We start from the raw sequence: 23,029 nt of genomic DNA on the forward strand, positions 1-23,029 counted from the left end.
GGAGGCCGCTATGGCTGTTGCCGAAAAACAGACGATGGAAGAAACCCCGACGCCGACTCCGACGTCAACAGGTGCGCAAGACGCAGAACAACCGGCGCCAACCCTCGAAGGGCGGGTCGATGCGATTGATCAGAACCGCCTCTATGGCTGGGTCTGGTCGCCGCAAAGCCCGGATGCAAGGATCGAGGTGGTTGTTCGCCTGAACGGTCATGCTCTTCTGCGCGAGACGGCTGAAAATGAACGCGTCGATCTGCGCCGCAATGGTATTGGCGATGGCAAACACGCGTTTGAGGTCGAATTGCCCGATGCCGCGGTTGCCAGTGTCGAAAGCCTGTCGGTCTGTGCCGTCATGCCCGGCACCAAGGATGAAATCACGCTGCGCATCCCGACCCAAAGCGAACAGGAAGCGCACACCGCACTCAACGCCCCGCTGGGTAAGATTCTGGACCGATTGGATCGCCTGCTTGCCGCACAGCACATCTTGCAAAACGGTCAGCGCGAAGCCGCCAAACGTTTGGTCAGCGCATCAAAACGCATGGATGAATTGGCATCCGCCGATGATGGCATCGAAGCCGGCGTGAAACTGGTGCGTTCCGGTCAGGACGAACTCTCAAGCCGGGTCGATGAACTCGAAGTCTTTCTGGTGCGCTTTGACAAATCGCTGGGCGGGTTTGACGAACGGCTTTCGGTCCTGACTGCGCGCCACACCAATGAACTCAAAACGCCTTTGTTGGTCCTGTCCTGCCTGATCGGTGTGACGGCCGGATTGGCAATCGGCGCCTTTGTCTGGTGATCCCCGTGATGTGGCAAGCAGTCCCGTTAAAGCACATGCGTAAATTCAAGGAGGCCCGGCTATGACAGAACAAAATGCAATGCCACTCGATGGCAGAACTGTTGTCGCCGCCCTGGTCGATGATGGTCTCGCACTGATGGTCGGGGTGGGAAATGCCCTGCCAGCGACGATTGATATTTACCTCAATAGCCAGTCCGACGCCAAAGTTCAGGCATCCATCATTTCATGGCGCCGCCACGATGCGGAACCCGACAATACCTATGGTTTTGTTGCCCTTTTGCCGATGAAGGATGTCACCGCGCGCCGTTTGAAAACCGCCCTGTTTAGCGGGGCTGGCAAACCGCGTGAATACCGGATTGATAACCGTCAGCAACGCATCGAAGCGGTCCTGTCCGCTGTCGCCGATCAGTCCGGCCCGGCATTTGCCACCGTGATTGATGGCTTGATCGAAGCTTTGCTTGCCGGTGACCCGGATAAAAAACGCCTCAGCAAGGTGGCCGCACTTGTGCAAAGTGCAGCGCGCAGCAACGGCTTCATCGAAGTGTTGGGCGGGCTTGAAGAAGGCGATGTCTATATTCAGGGCTGGTCAAGCGGCTTCCCCACCGGGCGCACCCGTGTCATCGCCTTGGAAGAAGCACCCGTGCTGGCGGAACTGACCAGTGCGGATTTCCAGCGCGATGACCTCGGCGACGAGGCGTCCGGTGTCACTGGCCTGTTGCTTGGGAACAAGCAGATCAATCCGAAAAAACTCAAACGGGTTTACTTCCGCGGGCGCGAAACCTGGTACTCGATTGAAGTTTACCAGCAACGCGTTCTGGTCGCGCCACCCGATGTGCCAGCCCATATTCGCTCGGTTCTTGATCGTGTGCGGGCACCGGAAAAAATCCTGCATACCCTTAAAATGGCCGCACATCGTTTTGATGGCCGCGACACGGTGTCGGAGCTTGATCGCCCGGTCCGCATCGGAATTGATTTTTCTCTCCTGATCGAAGGCAGCGGAATATTGATTTCCGGCTGGATGCTTGATCCTGACCGCGCTGTTGAAAATGTGTCGCTGCGTGTCGGCGGTGAATTCGTGCGCATTGACGATCACTGGACGCGGCAGTCACGCGCCGATGTGACCAATGCCTTTGCCAATGATCCGATGTTTTCGGCCATGAACCCGGCCCGGAATAATCACGGCTTTCTGGTGTTTTGTCCGTTGGAAGCCACCCCGCCATCCGATCAGGCAACCTATCTTGAACTGGGCATCACGGATGCTTTCCCGGCCTACTGTCCGCTGAACCCCACACGGGCGTCAGCCCGTCAGGCCCTGTCACGGGTTTTGCCCTCGCTTGATCCGCGCTCGGTGACGGCATCAAACAGCATCGAACGTCAATTCGGCCCGATGTTGCAGGCCATGACAACACAGCGTCCCTATGCGGTCGATATTCACGATATCGGCGATTTTGACGAAGACGCGCCGGCAACACTTGTGGTCGGGGTGGATGACACGATCAATGATATCGGCGTCACCATTGCCCTTCTTGGGCTTGATAGCGCGACCCGTCATCTGCCGATCGTCATTGCCGGTCCGGTCGAAAGCTTTGATCAGGTCGGCAGCGAAATCCTGCGCCTTGCGGCCTTTTATAAACTCAATACCCGGATCGTTTTCGCCGAAGGGGTCGAAGATTATTGCGACGCGCTCGAAGTCGGTGTGGATGCGACCAACGCCGAAACAGTCGGGCTGGTGTCGGCACATATTCTGCCGCGCGATGATGGCTGGTTTGATCAGTTGCTTGCGGCCTACACCAAACGCGGCAGCAAGGTTCTCGTCTCGCCAACTATTCTGTTTGAAGACGATTCTGTTCGCTGGGCCGGGACCTGGATCAACAGCGATCCCAATGGCGGACAATATCTGTCGGACCGCTATGTCGGCTATCCGTGTGCGGTGCTTGCCGATGCCGAACCCAGCGAAGTCAGCGCCGGCACTCTGGAATGCTGCATTCTGCCGCGCAAGGCCTTCAAGGACAGCAACGGCTTTACCCGTGGCTATATCGGGCCGGCGGAAAAAAGCCTCGACCTTGCGCTCAAACTGCGCATGGCGGGCACNCCATCCTACTGGATCCCCGATGTCGAAGTACTGGGCAGCGAACAATCCATAAGCANAGCCCCTGCCTGGGAGGAACTTTCCAATCGTCTTGACCGCTGGGCGTTTGATCGCCGCTGGTCNTTGGTCGTTTCAAANTTGCGGAGCCACAACAATGCCGTCGACTGATTTACGNGTCCTCGTTATTTCGCACGGCCATCCCAGCATCTCGCTGGGCGGGGCCGAAGTGGCCTCCTANAACCTGCANAAAGGGNTGAANGCNCTTGANGGGGTCGAAAGCTTCTATCTGGCNCGCGTTGGCAANCCNGTNCCGCGTCANGGGGCCTCGGCCCTGATGAGCCTGCGTCAAAAGGANAANGAAATCCTNTATCACGCGGAAAACTANGATCATTTCCTNCTGTCNAANGGCAGNACCGATGAAATTGACCGNGATTTCCTGCGCTTTGTGAAGGATTACGAACCNGATGTGGTGCATTTCCANCACTATCTCGGGCTTGGGCTNGAAACCATCTATGCCATNCGNGAAGCACTGCCGGAAACCGCGATTTTCTTNACCTTCCACGAGTTTTTGACGATCTGCCACAATCACGGGCAGATGATCAAAAGCGGCGGAACCAAGCTGTGNAACCGNGCAAGCCCGATTGATTGCAANGGCTGNTTCCCGAATATCTCNCCNGCATCATTNCTTCGGCGCGAACGCTTCATCAAGGCNATGCTGGAACTGGCNGATCACTATGTNTCGCCCAGTGAATTCCTTGCCAACCGTTTCATNGACTGGGGCATGAAGGCCGAAAANATGTCGGTGATCGAAAATGGTCTCGACATCGATCANCGNGCCAANGANCGCCCGCTNTCCAAAACCCAGCCNCGNCGGTCGCGCTTTGCCTTTTTCGGGCAGCTCACGATGTTCAANGGNGCTGACATNCTTCTNGATGCNGTCGGNCGNGTNCCTGATGAAATCTGGGGNGATGATGCGNGGCTNATGATCTTTGGCGGCAACCTTGATCGCCAACCCAAGGANTATCAGGACAAGGTCCATGACCTGATNGAAAAGGCNGGCGANCGNGTGCGNTTTTANGGCGCCTATCAGAATACCGAAATGCCCAAGCTGATGGAGCTCGCCGACTGGACAATCATTCCATCNATCTGGTGGGAAAACTCGCCNGTCGTGATCCAGGAAGCCTTCTTCCACGGGCGGCCNATGATNTGNTCNAACATTGGCGGCATGGCCGAAAAAATCACCGATGGCGNGAANGGTCTGCATTTCCGGGTCGGAAGTGCCGAAGACCTTGCCGANCGGATGATCGAAGTNCTTAGCGACAACAAGATNTGGGATCNGATGCGCGAGGGAATACCNAGCGTGANGACCTATCAGGAATGCGCCGAGCAACATCTCGCGCAGTATCGGGAGGTTCTGGAAGNGCGCCGNATGTCTGCAAAGGCNGCGCGCCCGCAAACCGTGGCNAGCACGGCATGAATTCAGAACAAAAACGTGNTCAACCAAGGAGAGACAACATGGCGCGCGTTCTCGTAATGATCCCGTCNGGCGAAGTCTACGACCACGACTGCGTCCGATGGTACAANTATCAGGATGTTCAAAAGAGCATCAATCACTACCACAATATNGGTGATGCCTTTGTCTTTGACTCATCNCTCAAGCTGATGAATTACGACAAACTTGGCGTTCTGCCGATTGCCGATCCCAANATGGAAGACATCGANCGCCTTCGCGANGAATATGATTATGTCTTCCTGCGCGGNTCGAACTACATCCATTCCGACATGGATTGGCGCAACACCATTGATGTCCTCAAACGGTTGAAATTACCGGTTCTGGGCTTTGGNATCGGNGCGCAGGCGCCGGTCAAAGGCAAGATCGAGCTNTCNGAACANACCAANACGGTTNTGCGCATGATGGCCGANTCCACCACATCCATCGGTGTGCGCGGNGCNTATACCGCACAGGTTCTTTGGGANCTTGGCATTACCAATGTNCGTATTGTCGGNTGCCCGACCGCGTTCCGGCAAAACAATCCCGACATGCGCATCAAACTGCCATCCCTTGATAGNGTGAAGAATGTCGGCATTACCCTNCGTCGTGAAGTNTCCCCNGCCTANGCGCAGGACATCAANCGNTANCTGACCTTCCATCGCGATCTGGTCAAACATCTGGCNGGCCGGTTTGATGACATCACCCTGATGGCGCAGGGCGANCCCGAAGAAAAGAAACTGGTCTTTGGCAGCAACANCCAGCGTGAAGAAGCCATGCAGGCGCTNAAAAACAACGACTGGGTCAAGAACTGGTATCTCGANGACACGATGGAACGNCTCTATCGCGAGAANCTTTTCTATTCCGATGTNGTNTCNGATTACGANGANCTGGTGCGCACCAAGGATTGCGTGCTGGGNTANCGNCTGCACGGCAANCTGATGGCGCTGTCAAACGGTGTTCCGTCGATTTACTTCACCTATGACAGCCGCACCGTCGAATTCGCCGAAACCTATCAGATCCCGTCCTATGACGTGTTCTCNNAAAAGGAATTCGTGCTTGAGGATTACTGGAATCAGGACCTGTTCGACAAGTTCAACCGCGCCTGGTTCCAGACCTATCGCGAAATGGCGCNGTTCCTGACCGAGAACAATATCGACCACAAGATGNTCGATGTCATGAAAGCTGACACGCANCCGCAACGNAAGGTCGCGTGATCACATCCGGTACTGCCGTCTGGCTGTTCCGGATCGGANNNGNCAGACGCNGNTACTTCCAAAGATCAGCCTGANGAGCAACAGGCAACATCNATAAGGAGACACGGCAATGACTGTACTTGTAACAGGTGGCGCAGGATATATCGGTAGTCACGCAGCACTGGCCCTTCTCGATGGTGGGCGCGATGTNGTNGTGCTNGATAATCTNANNCAGGGNCATCGATGGGCNGTACCNGCCGGGGCNGCNTTTGTTGAAGGTGATTGCGGCGACGAAGATCTGGTNCGNCGCNTNATCGATGAACATGACGTNACAGCNATCATGCATTTCGCCGGNTCGATCATNGTACCGGACTCGGTCATCTATCCGCTGGAATATTACCGCAACAACACGGTCAATTCGCGNGCGCTTTTGCAGGCGGCNGTNGATAGCGGCNTNANGCANTTCATCTTTTCCTCGACNGCNGGNGTTTANGGCGAACCAAANGCCACCCCGATTAACGAGGANTTCGCGCTCAANCCGATCTCGCCTTANGGCACNTCAAAAATGATGACCGAAAAGATGTTGGCTGACGCNNCNATTGCCCATGATTTNAANTATGTCGCGCTGCGCTANTTCAATGTTGCCGGGGCCGATCCCAAAGGNCGTGCNGGNCAAACATCGCGCAAGGCAACCCATCTGATCAAGATCGCCAGCCAGACCGCAACAGGTGTCCGCCCGCAAATGGCCATTTATGGCGANGATTACCAAACCCCGGATGGCACCTGCATTCGCGATTACATCCATGTNTCCGACCTCGCCAATGCCCATGTCCTNGCNCTTGAATATCTNGANCGNGGTGGCGAAAGCGACGTGATGAATTGCGGNTATGGTCGCGGCTTCTCGGTGCGTGAAGTGATCGGTGCGGTCAAAAAGGTTTCCGGTGTNGATTTCAGCGTNGATCTGGCNGAACGCCGCCCGGGTGATCCGNNNNCNCTNGTNGCNGGTGCNGATCGNATTCGNGAAAAACTGGGCTGGGTCCCGGTTCATGATGATCTNGANGNCATCGTNCGCCANGCNCTTGATTGGGAACAAAGCCTTAAAACCCGCGAAGTCANNGCGGCTTAGGCACANATCGCAAGACCTGCATTNCCAAACACGAGCAANGGTTCGAACCAACGTCAAAAATGACNCGAACCACCAGCAGGAGATNNATGATGGAACCGAAACTCCCAACCGNGGGGCGCAAGCCGCNCATTGGCGTGCTGATGCCTGCGGGCCGCGTCGAAGGCAATCTGGGTGTNGTCACCCACACCTATAATGNNCCNGAAAAGGCAAAGACGNTNTTCACCAATATTGGTGACTGCTTTGTCTATGACTCGTCNCTGCGCATCCTTGANTANTCGGANCTNTTCCCGATNTATGTGCCNGCAGACGGCAATNTNTCGGAAACCCNGATCGAANAGATNAANCNGCTTGATTACATCTTTTTGCGCGGGTCGAACTATATCAACACCAATGGNCAATGGGANCCGATNACNGCNGTTCTNGAAAAGACCAAGGTGCCGGTAATCGCCTTTGGCATCGGTGTTCAGGTGCCAGACAATTCCGACGAATATGTCAATGAATCGACCCGTCGGTTCTTGCAACTGGTTGCCGATCGCTCCGCATCCATTGGTGTGCGCGGCAATCTGTCGAAAAAGGCGCTGAATTCGATCGGCATCAAGAATGTCCGTATTTTTGGCTGTCCGACCGCGTTCCGTCATTGCAAACCGGAACTGAAATTGCGCCGGGTCGATGCAGCCTCGATCGGTAAACTTGGCTTTACCCTGCGCCGCAAGACCCACGGGTTCCATACCCAGCAACGTTTCGTGCTCCGCACGCTTGCCGAACGCTATGACACCGACATCCTCTGTGCGGGCGAGCTTGAAGAAAAGCAGATCTATTACGCACGTTCCAAACAGGTCGAAAACTATGACCAGATCATGGATCAGGCGGTTCAGAAACTGATCGCGGAAAAATGGCTTTACGGGCCAAGGGACCCGTTGCTGTCGCTTTATAAATCGTCGCTTTCGGTGTTTGAAAGTGTCGCTGGTTTTGAACGCGCCGAACAATGCCTTGATGCGGTCACGGGATATCGCCTGCATGGCAATTTGCTGGCTTTGGCCAACGAGGTTCCAGCGCTTTACATTACCTATGACACGCGGACCCGCGAATTCGTCAAGACGCTGGGTATTCCCCATGTCGACGGGCGCTATATGGACAAGTTCTCCTTCGAGGAAGCTTGGGACAATGCTGATTTCGACCTGTTCGAAAAAAGCTATCAGCAGCGTTTTGGCGATCTGAAAAACTTCCTTGAAGAAAACAGCATGGCACACCGTCTGGGCAGTACCCCGGCCCCATACGTCGCAGAGGCGGCGTGACCTTGCTGTCTGGTGCGTGGCGGAACCCCCAGTAACGCCACGCACCAAATTTCCACATTCCACTACCAACCGTGGCGGGCGAGATATTGCAAAAGTGGCACTTATCAAAACGCATCACAGGACTGTCGGCATTCCTGATCGGTTTGTCGGTCGGCGGAATGTTTGGCTGGAACCCGGATTTATGGGCCGCCGAGGTCACTGTCTCGGGCCCGGAAACCATCATTTTTGATAGTGACGTCACCGGGTGCGACCACCATCATCTGCCTGACTCGCCAGCACGTGCCTTTCGCAATGATCAGGGCCAAATGGTTCTGTTTGCGCCGAACTTTCAGAACCGCGCCTTTGTCGGCTATGGCTTTAACAGCCTCAAGCCCGATTGCGACAGCCGCTTCAAGGCGGCGGGCAAGGCGGTGCCGGAACTTCTTGATGACCGCACCTGGCTTCAGGCGATCTATACCCGCGACGGGCGCAATGTCTATGCCTTGGGCAGTGCCAGTTTCATGCCCTATCGCCATGACATGCCGTGCAAGGGCCGCACCAAACGCACCGATTGCTGGATCAACGGTCTGGTGACGCTGAAATCCTCTGATGGTGGCAAGACCTTTGAGTATCTCGGTAATCCGCCCCATCACGCGCCGTTTCCACCACCTGAACCCTATCGCGATGATCGCAAACGTGCGCCAAGCTATGTCACCGTGACCAACATCATCCCTTGGCAGAACTACTATTACGCCATTGTCTGGCGTCGCGCGGATAACTGGGAAGGCTCGCGCAATTGTCTGGTGCGCGCCCCGATTGATGACCCCAAACAATGGGATGTTTGGAACGGCTCGGATTTCGAGCTGGCCGCAACCCTGACCGATCAGGGATGGTCGGTGCGCCAAACCGAATGTGCCCGGGTCGGGCCGGCTGGTGTGTCATCGATCCGCGGCTTGGTGCGCCATGAAGCCACCAACAGCTTCATCACGGTTTACCTCCACCGAATTCGCAAAAAGGGCGAACCCGACATTGCCGGGTTCTTCTATTCGACCTCGACGGATCTGAAAAACTGGTCAGAGCCCAAACTGCTCTATCAACAACCGCTCAGGCGCGATGCCGGCGATGGCGACCCCTTTGTCGCCTATCCCTCCATCATTGATGAAGACAGCACCGATCGTCTGTTTGGCACGGTTGATGACAATGCATCACTGGTTTTCGTCCGTCTTGTGCCCAAACCCTACAAGGACCGGTGGCGTGTGCCGCGCCAGCTGATCCGTGTTCCGATCTCGATCAAGGAGTAATGAACAATGCCTGTGGAATTTGACGAATTTGATATCGAAGGTCCGGTTCTGTTTATCCCCACCCGGCATCGGGACAAGCGCGGTGTTTTCGCCGAAACCTTCCGCCATGATGATTTTCGCGACGTTGTCGGGGATATCGATCTTGTGCAGGAAAACCAGTCGATCAGCATCCCGATCAACACCATTCGCGGCCTGCATTTCCAAACCAGCCCCTATGCCCAGGGCAAACTGATCCGTGTGACACAGGGGGCGATCCTTGATGTCGCAGTAGACATCCGGCCACGATCAGCAACGTTTGGCCAGCACATCAAGATCGAGCTGAGCGCAGAAAACTGGTACCAGCTCTGGATCCCCGATGGCTTTGCGCACGGTTTCAAAACCCTGCAGCCCGACACCCACGTCATGTACAAGGCGTCGAACTATTACAGCCCGGAACATGATCGCGGCATCGCCTGGAACGATCCCGATCTTGCCATTGACTGGCAACTCTATGGTCAGCAGGCGGTAATTTCTGACAAGGACAGAAAACAGCCAAAACTGGCTGATGTCGGGCCTGAAACCCTTGGTCAGATGCCCCCAAGCCATGATTTCGGGGCGCTCAGGACGAGTGTTACGGCTTTAAGCGCCAATCCACAGTGACTGGATTGGGTGCGCTCGGTTTTACCCGTCTCGTCTCCCTGTCCGAGGCGTGCTCAATCCGGAAACGGGTCCGAAATGGACCCGTTTCCTTGTTTGATCTTATCCAACAACGTTGAAGTCCGGCCCGTACGGATAGCCGGTGATGTTTTCATTGCCGTCTTCGGTGATCACAAGAATATCGTGCTCGCGATATCCGCCGGCCCCCGGGTTGCCTTCGGCAATCGTCAGCATCGGTTCCATGCTGATCACCATGCCGGGTTCAAGCACCGTGTCGATATCTTCACGCAGCTCAAGCCCTGCCTCACGGCCGTAATAGTGCGACAGCACGCCAAAGCTGTGGCCATAGCCGAAGGTGCGATATTGCAGCAAATCACGCTCGGCAAAGAAGGCGTTGATCTTTTGCGTGACCTCCGCACAGGACGCACCGGGCTTGAGCAGGCTCATGCCATATTCATGGGCTGCGACATTGGCCTCCCAGATTTTCAGGCTGGCGTCATCGACTTCGCCGACGAACAACGTACGCTCAAGGGCAGTGTAATAACCCGAAATCATCGGGAAGGTATTGAGTGACAGGATATCACCACGCTCAAGCTTCCTTGCAGTCACCGGGTTATGCGCCCCGTCGGTATTGATGCCCGACTGGAACCAGACCCAGGTATCGCGATATTCCGCATTCGGGAACCGCTTGGCGATTTCAAGTTCCATCGCATCGCGTCCGGCCATGGCAACGTCAATTTCGCGCACGCCTTCCTTGATCGCATCCCTGATGGCATAGCCACCGACATCGGCGACCTGCGCCCCATGACGGATCAGCGCGATCTCGGCAGGCGACTTGTGCATGCGCTGGCGCATGGTGGCCGGTGCAATGTCCTTGCTGCTGGCGGGTTTCAGGAACTCATCCATAAGCGCCTTTTGCGCCAGGCTGATATGATCGCCTTCAAAGCCGATCACCTTGCCAGGCCCGGTCACAGACAGGATGGCGCGCCAGTAATTGTTTCGCGCCCAGTCGGTATAGGTGATGTTGTCGCCATGGCAGCGCCGCCACGGCTGGGCCGCATCAATCCCGGCACTGATGGTGACACTTTCAGAGGCAGTGACGACAAGCGCATAGGGCCTGCCAAAGGCGCAATAAAGGAAGCCCGAGTAATAGGCGATGTTGTGCATGGAAGTGAAAACACAGGCCTCAACGCCGGTGTCATTCATGATCTTGCGCAGACCCGCAAGACGGGCATCATATTCCGCTGCCTCGAACGGCAGCACGCGGTCACCTTGGTGGAAACGGTAAAATTCTGGGCGATCCATAAGCGCGTTCCTTCTTTTACGCGCTGCGTATCACAAGGGACGAAGACCTCCCCTTGTGCAAACAGCGACAAAGCAAGATCCCGGCGTTCAGGATATGTGTGGTGATGGTTGGGCGCGTGCTTCAATCAATGCCACGCTGGCGACGCCATCGCCTGCCCGTGGAAAAACTATTGGCGTTCGGCGATCAAATTGGCAAGCAAAATTTGCGCAGCCATATCATACATCACAGCACCACCCCTTTTGCTTCGCTATGGTCGCGATAACCTGACAGGGGCAAACAAACGACAGGCCTTAAATCACCATACGTTTGTATGGTTAAAAGGACTTTCTTAACAGCTTGGCGCTTTACTGTCAGAGAACACGACAAACACGGTTAAAAGACGGACACGCGGCGTGGCAGAAGAAAACGAAGACGGCGAAAACAGCTCAGGCGGCAGAACAGCCGCCCAGATGGCAATGAAGCGCATCGCCGAAAAGGAACTGCGCGAGCTCCGCAAATGGCAGCGCCGCAAGCGCATGGCGATTTACGGGCTGAGCTTCGCGGTCGTCTTCTTTACCCTTTTTGGCATCATCTTTTCGATCAAGTCCAACCTTGATCTCAGCCGCAATATGGTCCGAAGCCCCGAAGTCCGCATTCTGGGTTATGACGGCGCGCTTCTTGAAACCATCAAGGGCCATTATAGTCAGGACGTCTCGCTGACCACCTTGCCCGAACGGGTGCAGAACGTCTTTGTCGCCGCCGCCGATCCGGAATTCTATGATCATTTCGGCGTCTCGGGCGCTGATTTCGCCCGCATTTTCAGCACCGGCGAGGCACCCGGCTCGACCATCACCATGAAGGTCGCGCGCAGCTTCTTTAAGCGCAAGGATAGCGGCCCCGGCCGCCACATGCAGGAATTCCTCGTCGCCCTGTGGCTGGACTGGAGCTTTAGCAAAAAAACCATCCTGCGCAGCTATCTTGAACGCAGCTATGTCGGGCGCGGCATCTTTGGCATCTCGGCGGCATCCCGACTTTGGTATGGCGGCCCGGCCGAACGCATGAGCCTGCATCAGGCCGCCGTTCTGGCCGCCGCCATCAGCGATCCGGAAACTTTCAATCCGCTGTATTATCCGCGCGAAACCGCCGAAGAAGCCAACCAGATTTTGGCGCGGATGGGGCAGCACAAGTTTATCGAGGCCGACCGCGTTTCCGCCCTGACCTTGCTGGAACCGAAACTCGACGTCCAGTACGAGGAAAACGTCCTGTCGGGCTATGTCGTTGACATGGTGCTCGAAGAAGTCGCCGACATTGTCGGCTATAGCAGCCGCGATATTGATGTGCTCACCAGCATCGACTGGACGATCCAGAATCTGGCCCAGGAAATCGTGCCCGAAGTCGCCAAACTCCGTATGGAGCCGCGCGGGGCCGATCAAACCGGCCTTCTGTCGATAAGCCCGGAGGGCCGCATTCGCGCCCTTATCGGCGGATCAAGCTATTCACCGTTTCAGCGCAACCGCGTGACCGAAGTCCGCCGTTCTGCCGGGCGGATGATCAAGATCGCGACCTATTACTATGCGATGAATGAAAACAGCGATCCGTCGCAATGGGTGCGTGATAACCGCATGGCGGTGGGTGGCTGGCGGCCGATCAACCCCGATCATGAATATCAGGGCATGATTTCCCTGCGCGAAGCCTTCGTGCGTGATGTCAACACGGTGCCGACCAGTCTGGCCGATCATTTCGGTCTTTTGAATGTTCGCGAGTTTGCCCACAATATCGGCATCAAAAGCCCGCTTTCGACCGATATCCGAACCGTCGTCGGCCTTGACCCGGTGACCATCGCCGATGTCACAGCAATCCATGCCCTGCCGCAAAATTCCGGCAAACCGGCCTTCATGACCCTGATCAACAAGGTCTCCTACACCGGTGATGACTATGCCGAGCCACTTTATCAGCGCGTCGATCCCGTTCAGGAAAAACGCCTGACCGACGAGGCCATTCAGGGATCCTACGTTCTGTTTGCCAGTGTCACCGACCCGCAGGTGCGTCTCGACCGGCCCTTTGCCGGTTATGGCACGATTGCCGGTGGGCGTACCGATGCCTGGTATACCGGCTTCTCGTCTGATCTGATCACCACCGTCTGGTCGGGTAATGACGACTACTCGCGAATGGACGTGCGCGGTGAGGTAGAACTTGCGTCTTTGTGGCGGTTATTTATGCTGGAAGCGCATGATGGTCTTCCCATCCGTTCCATGGTCCGTGCATCGTCTGAACGCCGCCGCGAAGGCGATGGCGTCAAGGACCTGTGGAAGATGGGGCTACGTGAAAATGCAAACTGATAATAACGGATAAAACCGTCGCAAAACGGGGAGACGGGGGACTCCCTCCTCGGTTGGGACATAAAAGTTTAAATACGCCGGAAAAAGCGGCGCGAACGCCTGTCGGACGCAAATTGGGGTTGCGGACTCGATGACGGGCAGGTTGGCGTGCGCTAAGACCGGACCAGACCGATAGGTGCGTTTGTGGCGCAAAGAGAATTCAAAAGACAAAAAAGTGTCCGTAAGGGATCAAAAGGCTCCAAAAAGCCCAAAAAGCGCGTCAGCAGCTCGGGCAAGAAGGGCGGCAGTCTTTTTGCCCGCCTGGGGGATATGATCCCGGGGCCCGAAGCCATCGCCAAATTCATTGTGCTCAGCACCATCTGGCTCACCGTCATGGGCGGCGGTGTCATCGCCTATTATGGCTATGGACTGCCTGACAAGGTCAGCTTCAACGTCGCAAGCGAACGCAAACCCTCCATCCGTGTCATCAGCATCGATGGTCAGAACCTGGCGGCCTATGGCGATCGTTATGGCAATCCGGTCGAGGTCCGCAATCTTCCCGAATATGTCGGACAGGCCTTTGTCTCGATCGAAGACCGCCGTTTCTATGATCACTTCGGGATCGACATTCTCGGCATCATGCGCGCGGCCTGGGCCAACCTGACCGCTGGCCGCATTGCCGAGGGCGGCAGCACCATCACCCAGCAGCTTGCCAAGAACCTGTTCCTGTCACCCGAACGTTCCTTTGGCCGCAAGATCGAAGAAGTCCTGATGGCCTTCTGGCTGGAATTCAAATTCGATAAGCAGCAAATCCTGTCGCTTTATCTCAACCGCATCTATTTCGGCTCGGGCGTCTATGGCATCGATGCCGCCGCGCGCCATTATTTCGGCACCGACCCGCGGCGCTTGAACCTTTATGAAGCTGCCGTACTGGCCGGCCTGCCCAAGGCACCAAGTCGCTATAACCCGATGGTCGATCCCAAGCTTTCGGCCGAACGCGCCAATATCGTGCTGGAAGCAATGGCATCAACCGGCGCGCTGACCAAGGCGCGCGCCGAACGCGCCAAACAGACCCGTGTCCGCACCGCCCGCTCGGCCCAGTCGGGGCCGGGTGTGCGTTACTTCGCTGATTGGGTGCTCGACCGGGTGCGTGATTATGTCGGCTATGTCGATCAGGATCTTCTGGTCCACACCACCCTTGATTCCCGCCTTCAGGCCATTGCCGAAGAAAACCTTCTGCGTGCACTCGCCAGTAACGGCGCCAAGGAACACCATGTCGGTCAGGCGGCCTTGCTTGCCATGACGCCCGATGGCGCAGTGCGTGCCATGGTTGGCGGTCGTGATTACTACGAAAGCCAGTATAACCGCGTGACACAGGCCCGCCGTCAGCCGGGCTCGGTCTTCAAGCTGTTTGTCTATCTCGCCGGGCTTGAAAACGGCTTTAGCTCGAACGACTGGATGCGCGACGGACCGATCGTCATTGACGGCTGGGAGCCGCGCAATTTCGATCGCAAGCATCATGGCACCATGTCGATCCGCGATGCGGTGGCAACCTCGAACAACTCGATCGCGGTTCAGCTCTCGCTTGAAGTCGGCCTCGATAAGGTCATCAAAAAGGCGCGCGACATGGGTGTGTCGTCCGAACTCAAACCGGAACCAAGCCTTGCGCTCGGCACCAGCGAAGTCTCGATGCTGGAACTCACCGGTGCCTATGCGATTGTTGCCAATGGCGGCTTTGCCGTCTTCCCGCACGCGGTCAGCAAGATCACCGGCAAGGGCGGCGAAGTGCTTTATGAACGCTCTGACGACTTCCCGGTCCGTTTGATGAACCCGCTCCATGCCGGGGAAATGAACAACATGCTGGCCGCCGTTGTCTCCAAGGGCACCGGCCGCAACGCCATCATCGACCGCCCCTCGGCCGGTAAAACCGGCACCACATCCGACTACCGCGATGCCTGGTTCATCGGCTACAGCTCCGATCTGGTCGCGGGCATCTGGATGGGCAATGACGATGGCAGCCCGATGGATGAACAGGTCACCGGCGGCGGCCTTCCGGCCGCCCTGTGGCGCGACTTCATGCTGCACGCCCACCAGAACATCCCGGTCCGATCCCTTGGCAAGGCAGCCCTCGCGCGCTCCAAAAAGATCGGCGAAGACGACAGCTGGCGCGACTTCACCGCCGGCTACAGTTCGGGCAATACCAAGCAGTAAGGCACCTCAAGTGTCTTTGGCAAAACAACAGGCGGTCTTCGGACCGCCTGTTTTCGTTCTACCGATTGCTCAGCGCCGCCCCATCCGTCATTCCCGCGAATGCGGGAATCCACGACGGTTGCAACGCTGCATGGATTCCGGGTCTACGCTCCACTTCGCCCGGAATGACGTTTCAGAACAGCACAAAAAAAGACCGGCATCGAAAATCGAGCCGGTCTTCAAGTTTGGCTTGCTTTGACCACATCGGGGGGGGGATGTGGTCGGGAGTTTCTCACCTGTCAGAACCCTCGGGACGCAGCATCGGTAAGGGAGACGGGCTGCAGGATTCCGACTGACGGTGCGGGTGGCGCTTCGTCATGGTGAGATATCAGGCCGCGATGGCCTGATTGGTGAGCGCGTCAAGGAACTCAAGGCATTCCTCGATCTGCGAAATTTCAATGAACTCGTTGGGCTTGTGGGCCTGCCGGATGCTGCCCGGGCCGCAAATGATTGACGGGATGTTGCCCTGCTTTTCAAATACGCCGCCTTCGGAGCCATATGACACCTTGCCCGAAATTTCCGGGATGATGTTGCTGACATAGGAAAAGGCTTCGGCATCGGTGCAATCACCCATGCCCGGATAGGAAAAGATCTTCTCGAAACTAAAGCCGGTGTCATCTGCCTTGGCCTTCATTTCGGCATCAAGCGTGTCCATGATCGTGGCTTGCAGGCCTGCAATCACCGCTTCTGCGTCATGGTCGGGCAGATGGCGAATTTCAAAGGTGAATTCGCAATATTCCGGGGTGACGTTGGTCGCGGTTCCGCCGCTGATGGTGGTGGTCAGCATCGTGCTGTGCGGCACGGTGAAGTCTTCATCAAACGGGCCGTTTTCTTCAAATTCTCGGGCCTGCTCGGCAATCAGGTTAATCGCACGCGATGCATATTCGATGGCATTGACGTGATTGGGCGCAAAGGAACTGTGTCCGGCCGTACCCGTGACACCAACCCGCATGGAATATTTGCCCTTCTGGCCATTAATAACCTTCATGTTGGTCGGCTCGCCAATCACCGCCAGACGCGGTGGCGTATCCATCGCAGCCAGATGGTCGACCATCGATCCGACACCGATGCAGCCGACTTCCTCGTCATAGGACAGGCAAAGATGGAACGGGATTTCAAGGTCACGCTTGACCAGTTCCGGGATCATCGCCAGCGCACAGGCCGAAAAGCCCTTCATGTCTGCCGCACCACGACCATAAAGCTTGCCATCACGCTCGGTCAGCTCAAACGCCGGGCTTTCCCACGTGGTTTCAAGCGCTGGCACCACATCGGTATGACCCGAAAGCGCGATGCCCGGCACCCCTTTGGGACCGATGGTCGCCAGAAGGTTGGCCTTCTGTCCGGTTTCGTCATGGATCAGGATCGACTCAATGCCGTAATCGGCCAGATAGTCACGGACGAAATGGATCAGACCAAGATTGGAGTTTTTGCTGGTCGTGTCGAACGCCACTAGTTTGCCAAGCAGATCAATGGCATTGTGGAGACGGGACATGTTTGGCTTGGACATTATTATCTTCTTTTTTGCTCGAATTAGGACGCAGATGCCGTATCGGCATTGCGGTTGCTGCGCCATTTATTCCATTCGCGACGAATGGTCAGGGTGACGAACAGAATGGTCAGGGCAAAGAAGCCCCAGGAAATCCATGACTGGAAGAAGACGCCAAGATCACCGCGCGAAATCGCAAGCGAGCGGCGCATATTGTCTTCAAACATCGGGCCAAGGATAAAGGCGATCAGGAAGGGCGCTGCCGGGATGTTCAGCAACATCATGACAAAGCCGACCACACCCATCACCAGAAGGACGGTGACATCAAACGGGCTCGCCCCGATCGAATAGATGCCATAGACGCACAGGATCAGAATGCAGGGCAAAAGCAGCGTCTGGGGAATGCGCGAGATTTTGGTAAACGCCCCCGCCGTCGCCTTGCCAGCAACAAACAGGAAGACGGAGCTAAACAGGATGCCGATAAACAGCGCATAGACATCGCCCAGATTATTCTGGAACAGAAGCGGTCCCGGCGTCAGGCCGTGGATCATAAACGCGCCCAGCATCACACCGGTAATCACATCGCCCGGCACGCCAAGCGCCAGAAGCGGGATCATGGTCGCACCGCACGCCCCGTTATTGGCAGATTCAGATGCGGCAATACCTTCGATCTCGCCTTCGCCGAACTTGTCGCCATTTTTCGAAGTCCGGCGCGCTTCGCTATAGGAAAAGAACGCAGCCGTCGACGGGCCGATACCCGGGATCGCGCCCAGGATCACGCCAATCAGGGACCCGCGAAAGATCGATTTGATTGATCCGCGAAACTCCGAAAGCGTCAGGCGGTTATCGCCAAGCTTCATCGCATCTGCATTATCTTCCGGGCGGAACACCACCATCTTGATCAGTTCGGGCAGGGCAAACAGACCGATCAGAACCGGCACCATGCCAAGACCCGATTTCATGTCCTCGGAAAGCGCAAACCGGTAGGAGCCGTAAATATCCTCGCCAACGGTTGCCAGAAGCAGACCAAGACAGGCCGAAATGATCCCCAGAACCAGCGAACGACCGGAAATACTTGCAACGATGGTCAGTGAAAACGCCATCAGCATGAAGAATTCCGGCGGACCAACCCGCAGCGCAAAGGTCGCCAGCGGAATGGCCAGGAAGAACAGCGAAATGTTTGAAATAAAGTCGCCGATGCAGCTTGAAATCAGCGCCATGTTCAGCGCCTTGCCACCCTTGCCGGCCCGTGCCAGCGGATAACCATCAAGGACGGTACAGGCGGCTGATGCAGTCCCCGGCGTCTTGATCAGAATGGCCGAAATCGACCCGCCATAGGTCGAGCCCTTATAAAGCGCAACCAGAAGCAGGATGCTGGTGACCGGCGACAGATAGAACGTGAATGGTAGCGCGAGGGTCACGGCCATGGTTCCGGTCATGCCCGGAATGGCACCAATGATCACACCGGCCCAGATCCCGGCAAACATCGCCAGAAAGTTGGGAAGGGTCGCGACCGCCTCAAAGGCATAAAGCAATTCATTCCACATAACGGTTGGGGCTCTCGGTTAAAGTGTTACGAGGTCAGAAAGGCTGAAAGACAACAGCTTGCCTTCGGGGAAGGGCGTGTGTGTGACTTTGGTAAACAGCAGATAAAGCAAGACCGGGAAGATGATCGAAAGGCCGATCATCCAGAATTTGCGTTCGAAATTGCCCGTCATGATGAACAGCACGCCAAGCAACAAAACCGTCGCCGGGACAAAGCCGATCAGCGGCATGCCATAGACAAAGGCGGCAAACAAAATCAGCACCGCGCCAAAGCGCATCAGATGGGTCTTGTTGCCAAGGATACGGTTGCCAAGGCCCTCGACCTGATTGCGGCTGGCCTCACGCATCTTCGGATAGGAAAGAACAAGGGCAAGAACCCCCATCACCAGTCCGACAATCGCGACCACGCGCGGCCACATGTCAGGCGGCGGGGCAAAGCCCGGGATGAAAGACGGAACCTTCACATAGATCGGGATCAGAACGAACAGGATGACGGCAAAGAACACCGTGGCCACCAGTCCGGCATAAAAATCGCGATTTTGGTTCATGGTTCCGTCTCGCATCAAAAGTCTGAATTAAACGACGCTAGAAAAGCGTCAGCTTACTGGATGTAGCCGAACTTCTTGGCCATGCCGTTATAGAGCTCGAACTGGCTCTTGACGTAGGCTGCCGGGTCTTCATCACCGATGATCGAGGTCGAACCACGCTTGGCTGCAAGGTCAAGCCACTGCTCATCCGTTGCAACCTGACCAAGGATCTCGGTCCATTTGGCAACAACGTCTTCCGGAAGACCTTTCGGAGCATACAGACCGCTCCAGCCGCCAACCTGACCGGCCTGGGCATAACCCAGTTCTTTTGCGGTCGGAACGTCCGGCAGGGCTGCCATACGTTTCGGCGAATAGACCATCAGCGGACGCATTTTACCGGCTTCGATATGCGGCATCAGCGAACCCGCGGCAATGGCGAGGAAGTCAACGTGACCGCCAAGAAGGGCAGCGGCCAGTGCAGAGCCGCCTTTATATGGCACGAGGGTGGAAGCGGTCAGCGGGTCCAGACCAACGTCAGACAGAAGCGCCTGAACGGTAAAGCCGTCAATCGCGGTGGGGCCGGATGCGGCATAGGTGGTGGCACCATTGCTGTCTTTGATTTTGGCAATCAGGTCGTCGATGGTCTGGATGTCGGAATTGGCGTTGACCGCAAGGATCATCGGGGTTGCTTCAAGCATGCCAAGGAAGGTGTAGGCATCCCAGCCAACCGGGCTGTCGGTGTAAACGGCCGGATAAAGCGCCATGCCAACACGCGACAGAAGCAGGGTATACCCATCCGGGTCGGCTTCGGAAACGAAGCGCGCGCCATTCATGCCGCCATTACCGGTCTTGTTGACAACAACAACCGGCTGACCGCCGGTATAGTTGGTTGCGGTCTCTGCCAGCGCACGGGCTGCCAGGTCAGATGCACCGCCAGCACCATAAGGTGCGACCAGCGTCACGGCTTTTTCAGGATAGGCGTCAGCCTGGGCGGTCGAAATCATGGTTGTGGTCGCAAGGATCGCGGCAGCTATCCCGGCTGCTTTCTTGAGCTGTTGAAACATTTTCATGTCTCCCTGGATGGTGGTGGCAGGATTGCCGAAGCTCAGACTGGTTTTCACTCTGTCTTTTGTTTTTCTGCCTTCTTGCATAGACAAACCATAACCGGTGACGCAAAAAATTAATTCCAGTATAACTAAATTACATACTGAGCGGTCGATTGCCGACAAAATCCGGATTTGGGAAAGCACGATGAAACTGCGCGAACTCGAAAGCTTCAATGCCTTTATGACCCACGGTTCTGTGACGGGTGCAGCGCAGGCGATGAATATCAGCCAACCGATGGTCAGCCGGCTCCTCAACAATTTTGAAAAATCCGTCGGGTTTGAGCTGTTTACCCGCAAGCGCAATCAGTTGATCGCGACAAGTGAGGCCCAGCAGTTTCACGCAACTGTGCTTCGCTCGCTTAATGCCTTTCGCGAAGTTGAAACCCAGGCGCGTGCGATTGCCAATGATCAGCTCGGTGCCATCCGCATCGCCGCCCAGCCGATCTATGTCGACACCTATCTTCTTGATGTTGTGGCAAAATTCAAACAGACCCACCCCAACGTTTCGATCAGTATTACCGATACGGGCCTTGAAGGCATGCTCGACATGATTTCGACCCGGCAGTGCGATCTTGGCATTGGCATTACCCTTGATCTGCAGGACCCGGATGTTGTGATCACGCCCTTGGCGCAATCACGCGCGGTCTGTCTGATGCCGGTCGATCATCGGCTTTCGAAGTTTGAAACCATCGATATCGATTTGCTGCGCGGCGAGGACTTTGTCGAACTGTCCATCGGATCGCCGCTTCGCACCAAGATCGACTATATTTTCCAGATTGCCGGCTGGCCGCGCAAAATCGCCGTCGAGGCCCGCACGATCCGCACGATCTCGCGTCTTGTCGAACGCAATGTCGGCATTTCGGTCAGTGATCCCTTCGCAGCCCTTCTGGTTGACACCGACAAGGTGGTTGCCCGCACCCTGACGCCCACCATCGAATGGGATGTCGCGCTGTTTACGTCCTCACGGGAACTGAGTGCGGTCGAAAAAAGCTTCCTCGCATTCCTGCGTGCCGAATTGCCAAATCTCCGTGCCAGCGGCTGTATTGTATGAGGATTTGATTTGGCCGGTTTTGCCGCGATGGGTGGAAATCGGCCATTATTCACTGAATTTGAATAATGGCCGTTATTGTTCATTATTTCCGGTCAAAGGCAAGCTTGGCTGCAAGCCCCAAAAAGATGCATCCGGTGGCGATCTGAAAGGCGCGGGTAATCCTGGCAGATCGCGACAAAACCTGCCCGATTTTCCCGGCAAAACTGCCGACCAGACAATTAATGATCGTCCCGCCAATATTTAAAATCAGCCCGAAAATCAGAAACTGCACCAAAACCGACCCGCGCGCCGCATCGACAAACTGCGGAATAAACGCCAGCACAAAAACAATGATCTTGGGGTTCAGCAAGTTCACCACAATCCCGTCGCGCCACGCTGTGAGTGCGCTGGAACGCTTGGTTTGTGCGGGTTTCAGGTGCTGATCAGCACTTCGAAACGCCCCGATCGCCAGCCACACCAGATAGGCAATCCCGGCCCAGCGCAGCACATCAAGGGCGACCGGATGGGCCGCCACAAGGGCCGCCAAACCAAGCCCGGCCAGGGCTGTGTGGATCAGCGCCCCCGTTGCAATCCCGAAGCTTGCGGCATTGCCAGCCATTGGTCCCGATTTGATCCCCTGACCCAGACAAAACAGCATGTCATTGCCCGGCGTCATGTTCAGCGCCAAGGCCGTCGGGACAAAAATTGCAAGGGTTTCCAAGGGGATCAGCATCATTTGCGTTGCCTCAGCTTCCAGCACCAAAGCGATGCAGCGCCGGGCCGTTTTTCTTAAGCCAGTGCTGCTGCTTTTTCGACGGGCCATAAAGATCCTCGACCACGGCCCAGAAGCGCGCGGAGTGATTAAGTTCCTGCAAATGCGCGACTTCATGCGCCACAACGTAATCGAGCACATCTTCGGGTGCCAGCACCAGCCGCCAGCTGAACGACAGATTGCCTGACGATGAGCAACTGCCCCAGCGTGTCCGCGTGTCTTTCAGCGAAATGCGATTGACCTTCTTGCGGATCTGTTCGGCATAGGCGTGCGCACGTGGGGCGATTTCAAGCTTGGCCTGCTTTTTAAGGAAATCCGTCACCCGGCGATTGGTATGTTCGGGCTGGCCCGATACCCAGATGACACCGGCCTCGACCCAGACTCCGCGCTTGGCATCGGGGACAGCGCGAATGGCGTGATCGTGACCGAGAAACGGAATCCACGCGCCCGGGGCAAATTGCACCCGTTCGGGCAGGCGTTGCATATGGGCAGTCACCCAGTCGCCATGCTGGTGGAGCATCGAAATCGCGGTTTTGCGCGATACCCCGTTGGGCACAACGATCTCCACCCCGTCAAAACTCGGATCAATGCGCAGTTTGAGTCGCGTCGCACGCGCACTTGGCCGCAACCGGACCGGCAACGGGCCGATTTTGGGCAGATCGATCTCGGTTTCTTCGATGTTTTTGATCATTCGGCGCGGATTTTTCCAAAAGCTTGGCAAAAAGTGCGATCTTTTTGTGCCTTTTTGGAGCCAAGCCCATCTTGGGTCTTGCCCCTTAGTAGTGTTTTCCTATACTCCGCGCTCA

At 56.2% G+C, this 23,029-nt stretch carries 16 protein-coding genes and 1 pseudogene; 10 read left to right on the forward strand and 7 right to left on the reverse strand.

Annotation, left to right across the window (positions count from 1 at the left end):
* Positions 1–10 precede the first annotated feature (10 nt).
* From CMO10_RS07585 to rfbC, 7 genes and pseudogenes are all read left to right on the forward strand, one after another.
* The gene (locus CMO10_RS07585; RefSeq protein ID WP_297020359.1) at positions 11–793 is read left to right on the forward strand and encodes a hypothetical protein; all 783 of its coding nucleotides are present in this window, start codon (positions 11–13) and stop codon (positions 791–793) included.
* A gap of 2,423 nt (positions 794–3,216) precedes the next feature.
* Complete coding sequence (locus tag CMO10_RS07595) at positions 3,217–4,359, forward strand: glycosyltransferase family 4 protein (protein ID WP_297020363.1); 1,143 nt, start codon at positions 3,217–3,219, stop codon at positions 4,357–4,359.
* A gap of 56 nt (positions 4,360–4,415) precedes the next feature.
* Entirely contained in the window at positions 4,416–5,588 is a 1,173-nt protein-coding gene (locus CMO10_RS07600) for a polysaccharide pyruvyl transferase family protein (protein ID WP_472910356.1), read from the forward strand.
* Positions 5,589–5,697: 109 nt separating this feature from the next.
* The gene (gene galE / locus CMO10_RS07605) at positions 5,698–6,693 is read left to right on the forward strand and encodes a UDP-glucose 4-epimerase GalE (RefSeq protein WP_297020368.1); all 996 of its coding nucleotides are present in this window, start codon (positions 5,698–5,700) and stop codon (positions 6,691–6,693) included.
* Positions 6,694–6,833: 140 nt separating this feature from the next.
* A pseudogene (locus tag CMO10_RS07610) lies at positions 6,834–7,988 on the forward strand (polysaccharide pyruvyl transferase family protein).
* Between the two features lie 86 nt (positions 7,989–8,074).
* Positions 8,075–9,268 carry a hypothetical protein gene (locus tag CMO10_RS07615; protein ID WP_297020370.1) on the forward strand — a complete coding sequence of 398 codons (1,194 nt, stop codon included), beginning with the start codon at positions 8,075–8,077 and terminating at the stop codon, positions 9,266–9,268.
* Between the two features lie 6 nt (positions 9,269–9,274).
* On the forward strand, positions 9,275–9,907 hold the full coding sequence (rfbC, locus tag CMO10_RS07620; RefSeq protein ID WP_297020372.1) for a dTDP-4-dehydrorhamnose 3,5-epimerase: 633 nt from the start codon (positions 9,275–9,277) through the stop codon (positions 9,905–9,907).
* A gap of 99 nt (positions 9,908–10,006) precedes the next feature.
* On the opposite strand, the gene CMO10_RS07625 is transcribed toward rfbC, so the two are convergent.
* Positions 10,007–11,209, reverse strand: a complete 1,203-nt coding sequence (locus tag CMO10_RS07625) for a M24 family metallopeptidase (RefSeq protein ID WP_297020376.1) — start codon at positions 11,207–11,209, stop codon at positions 10,007–10,009.
* Between the two features lie 393 nt (positions 11,210–11,602).
* On the opposite strand from CMO10_RS07625, the gene CMO10_RS07630 reads away from it, so the two are divergent.
* Together CMO10_RS07630 and CMO10_RS07635 are read left to right on the forward strand one after the other, a co-directional pair.
* Positions 11,603–13,528 carry a transglycosylase domain-containing protein gene (locus CMO10_RS07630; RefSeq protein WP_297020377.1) on the forward strand — a complete coding sequence of 642 codons (1,926 nt, stop codon included), beginning with the start codon at positions 11,603–11,605 and terminating at the stop codon, positions 13,526–13,528.
* A 309-nt stretch (positions 13,529–13,837) separates the two neighbouring features.
* Entirely contained in the window at positions 13,838–15,718 is a 1,881-nt protein-coding gene (locus CMO10_RS07635) for a transglycosylase domain-containing protein (protein ID WP_297020380.1), read from the forward strand.
* A gap of 367 nt (positions 15,719–16,085) precedes the next feature.
* Here CMO10_RS07635 and argE read toward each other — a convergent pair whose 3' ends face one another.
* The 4 genes from argE to CMO10_RS07655 are packed head-to-tail and all read right to left on the reverse strand — an operon-like array spanning position 16,086 to position 20,379.
* Complete coding sequence (gene argE / locus CMO10_RS07640) at positions 16,086–17,264, reverse strand: acetylornithine deacetylase (RefSeq protein ID WP_297020381.1); 1,179 nt, start codon at positions 17,262–17,264, stop codon at positions 16,086–16,088.
* Between the two features lie 23 nt (positions 17,265–17,287).
* Positions 17,288–18,790 carry a tripartite tricarboxylate transporter permease gene (locus CMO10_RS07645; protein ID WP_297020383.1) on the reverse strand — a complete coding sequence of 501 codons (1,503 nt, stop codon included), beginning with the start codon at positions 18,788–18,790 and terminating at the stop codon, positions 17,288–17,290.
* A gap of 18 nt (positions 18,791–18,808) precedes the next feature.
* A complete protein-coding gene (locus CMO10_RS07650) occupies positions 18,809–19,336 on the reverse strand; it encodes a tripartite tricarboxylate transporter TctB family protein (protein WP_297020385.1) in 528 nt (175 codons plus the stop codon).
* Positions 19,337–19,389: 53 nt separating this feature from the next.
* On the reverse strand, positions 19,390–20,379 hold the full coding sequence (locus CMO10_RS07655; RefSeq protein WP_297020387.1) for a Bug family tripartite tricarboxylate transporter substrate binding protein: 990 nt from the start codon (positions 20,377–20,379) through the stop codon (positions 19,390–19,392).
* Positions 20,380–20,566: 187 nt separating this feature from the next.
* Here CMO10_RS07655 and CMO10_RS07660 point away from each other — a divergent pair, with 187 nt between their 5' ends.
* Positions 20,567–21,472 carry a LysR family transcriptional regulator gene (locus CMO10_RS07660; protein WP_044830151.1) on the forward strand — a complete coding sequence of 302 codons (906 nt, stop codon included), beginning with the start codon at positions 20,567–20,569 and terminating at the stop codon, positions 21,470–21,472.
* An 82-nt stretch (positions 21,473–21,554) separates the two neighbouring features.
* Here CMO10_RS07660 and CMO10_RS07665 read toward each other — a convergent pair whose 3' ends face one another.
* Together CMO10_RS07665 and CMO10_RS07670 are read right to left on the reverse strand one after the other, a co-directional pair.
* Positions 21,555–22,187, reverse strand: coding sequence for a LysE family translocator (locus CMO10_RS07665; RefSeq protein WP_297020393.1), 633 nt, complete (start codon positions 22,185–22,187; stop codon positions 21,555–21,557).
* 10 nt (positions 22,188–22,197) lie between these two features.
* Positions 22,198–22,914: a M48 family metallopeptidase gene (locus tag CMO10_RS07670; protein WP_297020395.1), complete on the reverse strand. Its 717-nt coding sequence runs from the start codon at positions 22,912–22,914 to the stop codon at positions 22,198–22,200.
* Positions 22,915–23,029 lie beyond the last annotated feature (115 nt).

The sequence above is a fragment of the Thalassospira sp. genome (genome assembly GCF_002709775.1).
Classification (GTDB): domain Bacteria; phylum Pseudomonadota; class Alphaproteobacteria; order Rhodospirillales; family Thalassospiraceae; genus Thalassospira.